Origin of the sequence: Streptococcus danieliae, assembly GCF_025447695.1 — a bacterium.
Classification (GTDB): domain Bacteria; phylum Bacillota; class Bacilli; order Lactobacillales; family Streptococcaceae; genus Streptococcus; species Streptococcus danieliae.
The window spans coordinates 1-6,804 of sequence record NZ_JAOBSU010000096.1; the positions used below are offsets into that span (position 1 = coordinate 1).

Annotated in this window: 7 protein-coding genes; all 7 read left to right on the top strand. The window is 35.4% G+C overall.

The features are described from left to right. Positions 1 to 262 precede the first annotated feature (262 nt). The 7 genes from N4310_RS06990 (at position 263) to N4310_RS07020 (ending at position 5,605) form a co-directional block, all read left to right on the top strand. Positions 263 to 1,153, top strand: coding sequence for a helix-turn-helix domain-containing protein (locus tag N4310_RS06990; protein ID WP_262092613.1), 891 nt, complete (start codon positions 263 to 265; stop codon positions 1,151 to 1,153). Between the two features lie 397 nt (positions 1,154 to 1,550). Then, complete coding sequence (locus N4310_RS06995) at positions 1,551 to 1,691, top strand: hypothetical protein (protein ID WP_262092614.1); 141 nt, start codon at positions 1,551 to 1,553, stop codon at positions 1,689 to 1,691. 582 nt (positions 1,692 to 2,273) lie between these two features. Then, positions 2,274 to 4,427, top strand: coding sequence for a peptide cleavage/export ABC transporter ComA (comA, locus tag N4310_RS07000; RefSeq protein ID WP_262092618.1), 2,154 nt, complete (start codon positions 2,274 to 2,276; stop codon positions 4,425 to 4,427). A 200-nt stretch (positions 4,428 to 4,627) separates the two neighbouring features. Continuing rightward, positions 4,628 to 4,810 (top strand): Blp family class II bacteriocin, encoded by a 183-nt coding sequence (locus tag N4310_RS07005; RefSeq protein WP_262092615.1) that lies wholly within the window; start codon positions 4,628 to 4,630, stop codon positions 4,808 to 4,810. Between the two features lie 29 nt (positions 4,811 to 4,839). Next, positions 4,840 to 5,040: a bacteriocin BlpI gene (locus N4310_RS07010; protein ID WP_262092616.1), complete on the top strand. Its 201-nt coding sequence runs from the start codon at positions 4,840 to 4,842 to the stop codon at positions 5,038 to 5,040. A gap of 12 nt (positions 5,041 to 5,052) precedes the next feature. Further along, positions 5,053 to 5,241 (top strand): hypothetical protein, encoded by a 189-nt coding sequence (locus tag N4310_RS07015; RefSeq protein WP_160332689.1) that lies wholly within the window; start codon positions 5,053 to 5,055, stop codon positions 5,239 to 5,241. Positions 5,242 to 5,368: 127 nt separating this feature from the next. Then, complete coding sequence (locus N4310_RS07020) at positions 5,369 to 5,605, top strand: Blp family class II bacteriocin (protein ID WP_262092617.1); 237 nt, start codon at positions 5,369 to 5,371, stop codon at positions 5,603 to 5,605. The last annotated feature ends 1,199 nt before the right edge of the window (positions 5,606 to 6,804 follow it).

The window sequence follows — 6,804 nt, forward strand, 5'->3', positions numbered from 1 at the left end:
AAGGAGGGGAGGAAGGAAGATTGTCTTTATTCTATATTGTCAGTTTTCAGGGATTCCACACAACTTGACAAAGAACCGTTTTTTTGGATTCTTGGCCAAGTCTAGTGAAGGGGATTTAGTTGGATTTGGCAACAGAAGATCTATTCTGGTTGTGGGGAAAATAGGTGAGAACCACTCAACAGGCACTGTGAAAGTAGTCTGAAATTTTACATTAAGTATGTTAAAATGAATACAGGAATATTAAAGAAGAGTTGGTGTGATAATGGTGGATTTGAAGATTGAAATTGGTAAGAAAATCAAAACCATGCGGATGGCTAGAGGTTGGACGCAAGCGGACCTATGTGGAGATGAAACGAAATTAACCATCCGCCAACTGGCTCGGATTGAGAATGGTCAAGCCATGCCTACTATTCCTAAGCTAGCTTACCTAGCTCAAGAACTTGATGTGAACCTTCAGGATTTAGTGGATTTGGCTACAGTAGAACTCCCTAAAAAATATTTAGTCCTAAAGAATAAACTGATAAGGTATCATACTTACGGAGATCCGGACCGTATCGCCCAGCAAGAACAGATATTTGATGAGATTTATGATGAATTTTATGATAATTTGCCAGAGGAAGAGCAGTTATCCGTTGAAATCTTACAGGCCCAGGCCAATGTTTTTAGTAGTCTAGATGCAGGATTCGGATTAGGTCTGTTGGAAGAATATTTTCAACAGGTGTTGAAAAAGAATATCTATAGTTCCAATGATTTGCTGATTATTAATGTTTATTTCTTTTGTTGTGCAGTCGGATTAGAAGATAAGGAATATTTTGAGGAATTATCCAACAGAATTTTACTTTCTATTGATTATAGTGACTTGAATCATCTATACTTGTTAGAGCGGATTATCATTAGTATATTGGCTCAAACAGATTATAGAGATTATTTACCGTATATCAAAACTTTAAGAGAAATCATCGAAGAATCTAAGAACTATCAGCACAAACCGCTAGTTTATATGTTTGAAGCGAAGTACTGTATGGAAATTGAAGGGGACAAAGAAAAAATGATCGAATCTTACGATAAAGCGATTTTATTCGCAAAAATGCTGAATGATGATATTTTAGTGAAAAAACTTGAGCTGGAAAAAGAAAAAGATTTAGCAACCTGACTTCTAAGTCATGTTGCTTTTTTATTTTTTGAAGTATACTAGGAACAAGAAGAAAGCGATTCCAAAAAAATAAGGAGGTCGACTATGGCTCTGATTACGGCTCTACTAATGATAATTATTTGGATAATGGGATAAAATGTTTGATTAACTGTAATTGTAAACAAAATAGTGGAAAAGCTTCTAGGAAGTGAAATGAAAATCGAATGTATAGGTAGAGTTAAAAATGATTTTGAATGATTCAAATTGTTTGACTCTGATAAGAAGCTCATCTTAGCCTAAGGAGATTTTACTTCCAAGCTTTGTTGAGCAATTAAATCGAAAGGAGGAAAATCGGTAAGTCTATATTGGGAAACTTGCAACTCTATCGAATGTCACAAGGAACTAAGGAGGTACAGAGATGATTTTAACAGACACAGACTTACAAAAAATTCAAGGTGGTGGGTCTTTGAGTTTAATTGATTTAGAGTATCAACGTAGACGCCCCAAGGGGGAGATTCGCTTACCACCTCCCATTAAACCAAAACCAGAAATTATGTAAGGGGTGAATATATGAAAAAATGGAGAAATCGACTCAGGCGACTCTAGTTACAGTATGCATTTACCTTAGTTTTGGGAATCTAGATACGGCATAGGGTGTCATGAAGGTTAGGTCTTTGAAATGGTCATAGATGAACCAGGAGGTTACTATGCTAAAGAAGAAGTCTCTCAATAAAAGAATTATGACTGGAATCCGATATATGATTCCTTTATCAATAGTCGCAGTCTGTATCATGATGGAAGCTCAACTGAATTTTATGTATATTTTTGCAAATAGTATGATTCTTTATTTTACTAGTGATTTGAGCGAAGAGTGACTTAAAATTGATTATTTCTTATACCTATTTTTATTGATGCTAGCAACTGCTTTGCAGATTTCGATTCAGATGACTTCCTTTGTTGGGAAAAGCAAGAAGGAGAAGAAGGCTGTTAGTAGGATTCTGTGGGTTATTGTGCTTACTTCGATCGTTGTAGATATTTTATTTCCATAAGATTTGTTAGTGATAGGGCTCTTAAAAGATTTAAAGAAAACTACACTGCCAATTTTGGTCTTGCAAGAATTAAACTATTAGAGGAACATAATATGAAATTTAGGAGACGCCACTACCGTCCTCAAGTAGATAGTCGCGATTGCGGGGTTGCGTCATTGGCCATGATTTTTGGTTATTATGGTTCGTATTACTCGTTGGCGCGATTACGTGAATTAGCAAAGACAACAAAGGAGGGGACGACCGCATTTGGTCTAGTTAAGGTTGCGCAGGAGCTAGACTTTGACACTCAGGCTATTCAGGCAGATATGTCTCTCTTTGATGTAGAAGATTTGCTCTACCCCTTCATTGCACATGTTATCAAAGAAGGCAAGTTTCTTCACTATTATGTGGTGGTTGGGAAAGATAAGCATACGATCCATATTGCAGATCCCGACCCTACGGTTAAGTTGACGAAATTGTCCCGAGAACGGTTTGAACAAGAATGGACCGGTGTTTCTATTTTTCTCTCCCCATCTCCTAAATATCAAGTCTATAAAGAAAAAAAGAATGGTTTACTTTCCTTTGTTCCCATTCTGATTAGACAAAGGGGCTTGATTATAAGCATTATTTTGGCAACAATGCTTATAACTTTTATTAATATTATTGGATCCTACTATCTTCAGTCGATTATTGATACTTATGTTCCGAATCAGATGAAAACTACGCTAGGCATGGTTTCTCTTGGATTAGTTGTCGTTTACATTCTCCAACAGGTTCTTTCTTATACACAGGAATATCTACTTTTGATTTTAGGGAAAAGACTTTCGATTGACGTCATCTTACCTTATATTAAACACATATTCCATTTACCCATGTCATTCTTTGCAACTAGGCGTACAGGGGAGATTATTTCACGTTTTACGGATGCAAACTCGATTATTGATGCTTTAGCGAGCACGGTCCTCACCATTTTTTTGGATATCTCAACTATTTTGATTGTTTCACTTGTCTTATTTTATCAGAATGTCAACTTATTTTTTATTAGCCTTTTATCTCTGCCTATCTACACAGTCCTTATTTTATTTTTTGTAAAACCATTTGAAAAAATGAATCGTGAAACGATGGAAGCGAATGCGATATTGTCTTCTTCGATTATTGAAGATATCAATGGGGTTGAAACGATTAAATCTTTGACTAGTGAGACAGTTCGTTATCAAAAAATTGATAAGGAGTTTATCGATTACTTTAAAAAATCGTTCATCTATAGTCGTACAGAGAGTCTACAAAGAGCATTAAAGAAAATGGCACAACTTTTATTGAATGTAACAATTCTTTGGATGGGATCGCGTTTGGTGATGGATAGTCGGATGACCTTGGGACAATTAATTAGCTATAATACACTTTTGGTTTATTTTGTTAATCCATTAGAAAATATCATTAATCTTCAAACTAAGCTTCAGACTGCCCAAGTGGCCAATAATCGTCTGACTGAAGTCTATCTGGTCGAGTCAGAATTTGCGGAAGAAAAAACCGTGAGGGATTTTAGTTTGATTGAGGGGGATATTGTCTTTAAAGATGTCAGCTATAGATATGGCTATGGTCGAGAAGTTTTATCTGAGATTCAGCTAACTATTCAGAAAGGCTCTAAGGTTTCTTTTGTAGGTACCTCTGGATCTGGGAAGACTACCCTGGCGAAGATGATTGTGAATTTCTATGATGCGAATCAAGGGGAAATTACTTTAAATAATTTCAATATTAATCAGATTGATAAACGTGTTTTACGGCAATATATCAATTATCTACCGCAACAGCCCTATGTATTCAATGGGACAATCTTGGAAAACCTGCTTCTAGGTGCAAAAAAAGGAACAACAAAAGAAGATATTTTACGAGCAGTTGAAATAGCTGAGATTCGGACGGATATTGAGAAAATGCCATTGAATTATCAGACTGAATTGACATCTGATGGAGCAGGTATTTCAGGTGGTCAAAAACAGCGAATTGCCTTAGCCCGTGCTTTGTTAACTGATTCGCCAGTTTTGATTTTAGATGAAGCTACTAGTAATTTGGATATTTTGACCGAAAAACGTATTGTTGATAATCTGATGGCACTGAATAAAACCTTGATTTTTATCGCTCATCGTCTCACTATTGCGGAGCGTACAGAGCATATTGTTGTCTTGGATCAAGGAAAGATTATTGAGCAGGGGACTCATACTGACTTGATGGCTAAAGATGGTTTTTATGCTCATTTAGTAATGAGTTAGAAGGAGGAAAGTGCTTACAAATTTTATAATTTTAACTATAAAGGGCACCTCTAAAAACTAAATTTCTGAAAATCTAAATGTTGATTTATCAAGGTTTGAGTGATTCAATTTGAAGAAAAACTGGGGTTTTTAGAGGTCCCCTAAACATAATCTATTTTCAATACATATATAAATTAAAAAATTATTTAGAGGAGATAACAATGATGATTGATTTACCACTGTTAAACTTTGAAGATTTAGATCAGAATGAACTTTTAAGAATTGAGGGAGGAGTTTCTTGTTTTGAAGGAGTAGTAGGATTTGGGTCACTTGGAGCCTCTTTTGGACCGTGGGGAATGGTTGGCGGTGGATTAATTGGTGCTGCTGCTTATTGCGTGAATTAAAAATGATTGTATCACAGGAGGATAGGAATATGAAATTGAATACTTTTTATGAAATTGCTTGTTTGGATGATAAAACCTTATCTGGAGTAATTGGTGGAGGATACGGATTGCAGTGTGTTTTGGGTACTGCGGGCGGTGCGATACTCGGTGCTGCTGCAATGGGTCCTGCAGGTGCACTCGTAGGAGTAACAGCTGGTAGTACAGCATTTTGTTATTCTACTGTTCATTAGGGGTAGTAAAATATGTTAAAGAAATTTATTTTTAAACCAGCTTTTATTTTTATAGTTGGGATGTCATTGAAATTTATTTTTGAAATTATGAGTGGAGGTCCCTTAGAAGGTAAGGGAGTTCTTAGACTGATTCTAGTAATTTTGGGATTGTTACTCTGTATTTTAGGTGCTATCAAGACTATGAAAAAAGCTGAATTTTAAATTGACTAGAATCCTGATAGGAAGTTTTGGGAACCGTTCGGGAAATAGATGTCAGTAGAAAAAATAGTGTGATATGTTTATGGTGTCAAGTTGCAACTGGTAAAAATAGAATAAAGGAGATTTTAAGATGGATACAATGACAGTTGGTTATTTTGATGTACTATCAGAAAAAGATTTGCTTGAAATTGAAGGTGGTAACTGGGTTCAATGTGGTCTTGGAACTGTTGGGGGAGCTTTAACAGGAGCTTTAGCAGGTTCTGCGGTAGGGACAGTTACTCTTCCAGTTGTAGGAACGGTCTCCGGAGCAGCAGTTGGATTCTGGGGTGGCGGTGCTTCTGGTGCAGCAGCGTCTTGTTTCCCATAATAATTTGATAGTGAGGGATATTATGAAACAAGTAGTACCGTTCATAATTATGGTTTGTTTTATAATACTATCTATTTCGAATTTCGGAAGACCATTAAATTCTTTTGCTTGGATCTTGAATCTTACTGGCCTATCTGTTTTCATATTTTTGTTGATTGTTCACATAAAAAAGATAAACAGGAAGTAGATTCCAGAGATTGTCAAGAATTTTGTGTAAACTCTAAAGTAGAGTTTTACGGAGTGTGTCAAATGGATAAAGAAATTGTTTACGAAATATGGAGTTCTTAGAGTTTAAACCGTGCACTTAAATAGGTGGCTTAGAACACATAAAATATATTAAATTACTGTAAGGAGGTCCCCTTATCAAGAATACCCTGCTGATTCCGATTTTAATTACGCTTCTCTTAATCATACAAATAGGCACCAGGTCCACTGAACTTCGATTCTTTTACTTGAATGTATTAATCATGGTCTACACAATAGGCTCTATCTTTTCACTTGATTTCAAGGTTGGTAGAAAAACTTGATAAGTGTCCAATGAGCAAGTATGTATAAGGTAAAGTTGAAGTTAGCGGTGGATGAAAGTTTTACGGGATTATGGAAGGAGAAATTGAGGTATGGGGAACGTAATGTTATTTTTAGGGGTAATACTCACTGGTTTTTTGAATTATGTTCATTATGCCAATTTACGATTATTTTTGATCCTATCCTGCCTACAAGTTGTCTTTCTAATCGTTGTTCATTATCTAACAAAAAAGTTTACTTCAAATATTCCAATTGAGGAATCGAATTATCGGGTTAGTCTAAAGAAACTAGTAATTGTATCGATTTCAATATTATCATTAGGAATCTTACGAGGCCAGGTGATTTATTGTTTAAATCTGATTATTACCGCCTTTATGTGTCAATATATTGCGGTAAAAAATGGTTATAGACTGGCTACTTGAGTACTCTGTAATTAGATTACCAACTCCTTTGAGTAAGTGCTTGATTTTATTGCAAAGTAAACTTAAGGCTGATGGAGCAGTATGCTTTTGAATAAAAGCACAAAAAGAAAACAATCGGAAAAACAATGATTGATCTGTTCTCTCCGATTGTTTTTTGCGTGTTTAATCTTGGTTAATACTTAACAAAAATCAAAATCTGAATTATAATAGATAGTATGAAATTCACACAAGATCAAATTAAAGAATTAAAAT

Coding starts and splice junctions, on each gene's coding strand:
- N4310_RS06990 (WP_262092613.1), top strand. CDS start 263: ATGGTGGATTTGAAGATTGAAATTGGTAAGAAAATCAAAACCATGCGG.
- N4310_RS06995 (WP_262092614.1), top strand. CDS start 1,551: ATGATTTTAACAGACACAGACTTACAAAAAATTCAAGGTGGTGGGTCT.
- comA (WP_262092618.1), top strand. CDS start 2,274: ATGAAATTTAGGAGACGCCACTACCGTCCTCAAGTAGATAGTCGCGAT.
- N4310_RS07005 (WP_262092615.1), top strand. CDS start 4,628: ATGATGATTGATTTACCACTGTTAAACTTTGAAGATTTAGATCAGAAT.
- N4310_RS07010 (WP_262092616.1), top strand. CDS start 4,840: ATGAAATTGAATACTTTTTATGAAATTGCTTGTTTGGATGATAAAACC.
- N4310_RS07015 (WP_160332689.1), top strand. CDS start 5,053: ATGTTAAAGAAATTTATTTTTAAACCAGCTTTTATTTTTATAGTTGGG.
- N4310_RS07020 (WP_262092617.1), top strand. CDS start 5,369: ATGGATACAATGACAGTTGGTTATTTTGATGTACTATCAGAAAAAGAT.